Here is a 1,903-nt window from a genome sequence, read left to right as displayed (position 1 = left end):
AAAGTTTCAACTTATATAGATAACATTTTGATAATACTTTTGTTGATGAGGAGGAGAATTTATGCTGATTTGCACTTTATATAACCATAAAGGAGGAGTTTCAAAAACCACAAGTACTTTTAATCTTGGTTATGCATTGGCAGAATCAGGTTATAGAGTGTTGCTAATTGATGCTGATCCACAATGTAATCTTACAGAACTTTTTATGGGTCCTTTATTAAAGAGATTGGATAATGATAACACAGAAGAAATGATAGATCTGCCCGGTACCTCAATTTTACAAGCTCTGCGACCAAGAATTGAAGGAAGTAGATCAAATGTAGATGTTGACTCAATTGAGTTGATAGACTCCCCCTTTAACGAGAATATTATGCTATTAAAAGGGGATGTGGGGCTCAGTACTGCTGAAGATGATTTGTCTCAGGCTCATACTTTCAGAACGTCTTCACAGATTCATTTTAAGTTTCTGTATGTTGCCCTGCATGATATGATAAAGAGGTTAGGAAAAAAGATTAAAGCGGACTTTGTATTCATTGACGTTGGTCCAAGCGCAGGCTCTCTTACTAGAACGTGTTTTTTGGCTTGTGACGCATTTTTTGTTCCTGTTTCTCCAGATCGATTTAATGTGCAAGCAATTAGTTCTCTTTCTCAAATAATAAAAAAATGGATTCAAGAACATAGACTCATTATTGATGATTTTAAAGCCATTGGGTTGCCTATATCAGAAGGTAGACCACTATTTTTAGGAACAATTGTACAGAATTACAAAACAGCAAGGGGAAGTAAAGCAAGAACGGGTTTTGAAATGTGGATGAGAAGATTGCCTGGTAGAATAGAAAAGGAACTTTTGCCTGTACTAAAACAGTTTGGTGATAGTGAAATCAATTTACTACAAATTTGCGAAGAGTTTGGAAGTACAGAGGCAGTTAAAATTCCGGATTTCAGTAGTCTCGTTACTCTAATGCAAGAATGTTCAAAGCCTATTTTTTCATTAAGTAAAGAGGATACTGCACTTATTAGTTCAAATGGTTATCCATATGCAGGCGCATTATGGCAAGATACAGAAAAACGAATGCAAGAATGGAGGAAGCTGTTTGCAGAACTAGAGAAGAGGGTTATTCGTGCTAAAGAAATTATAGAGGAGAAAGAGAAAGTATGATTATACATCAAGGGATTGTTTGTTTTTTAGATCTTCTTGGATATAAAGAGATGGTGAAAAGAGATTCTGGGCCGTTTGAACCCATATACTTACCAAAAATTGAAGATTTATTGACATCTTTAAAACCTTCTTTTGATAAAACAGGCCTAGAAATAAGACAATTTTCAGATTCGATTGTGCTTTCAAGTAAATACTCCATTGATAATGCGGTAAAAATAATAGAGGCTGCAGCACAAGTTCAATATTCTATGATCATTAACGGCATTTTGGTGAGAGGTGGTATAGCCATTGGAAGGCACTACACCAATGGAGATATAGTATATAGCCAAGCTTTAGTTGAAGCCTACTACATAGAATCAAAATATGCCCGTTTTCCGAGAATTGTTATAGACCAAAATCTAATTGAATTAATGTTAGGAACGTCGGAAGACCCTAAGCAACTTGAACTCAAGCTCTCCCATATACTATTAAAAGATAGCGATTCTTTATCGTTTATTAACTATCTATACAATCAAGATGATGATTTACATGGACGGGTTATTATGGATTTATTGAAACAGACGAATCTAAATCACCCGAGTTTATATGAAAAGTATAGATGGCTAACCGAATATCATAATTATATAGTCTCAAAAAAAGGAAAAAAAACATTGCAATTTCCACTACCTAGTTTCTCATCCTGGAATTATACTTGACTGTAGGTGAGTATTTTTTATTACAATAACAGGCGTGTTGATTATCCAA

Annotated in this window: 2 protein-coding genes; both read left to right on the top strand. The window is 34.6% G+C overall.

Annotated features, from left to right (window positions below):
- The first annotated feature begins 61 nt into the window (after positions 1 to 61).
- Positions 62 to 1,159, top strand: a complete 1,098-nt coding sequence (locus tag VU18_RS16295) for a ParA family protein (RefSeq protein WP_020279815.1) — start codon at positions 62 to 64, stop codon at positions 1,157 to 1,159.
- On the top strand, positions 1,156 to 1,854 hold the full coding sequence (locus VU18_RS16290) for a hypothetical protein (RefSeq protein WP_033012892.1): 699 nt from the start codon (positions 1,156 to 1,158) through the stop codon (positions 1,852 to 1,854). Before VU18_RS16295 ends, VU18_RS16290 begins: the two co-directional genes overlap by 4 nt.
- Positions 1,855 to 1,903: the final 49 nt, after the last annotated feature.

This window comes from Geobacillus sp. ZGt-1 (genome assembly GCF_001026865.1).
GTDB classification, from domain to species: domain Bacteria; phylum Bacillota; class Bacilli; order Bacillales; family Anoxybacillaceae; genus Geobacillus; species Geobacillus thermoleovorans.
Note: the sequence above shows the minus strand (reverse complement) of the source record. Positions and strands in the feature narration are given on the sequence as shown.

Excerpts from the sequence above, each read along its gene's own strand:
- VU18_RS16290 (WP_033012892.1), top strand. The coding sequence starts at position 1,156 with ATGATTATACATCAAGGGATTGTTTGTTTTTTAGATCTTCTTGGATAT.
- VU18_RS16295 (WP_020279815.1), top strand. The coding sequence starts at position 62 with ATGCTGATTTGCACTTTATATAACCATAAAGGAGGAGTTTCAAAAACC.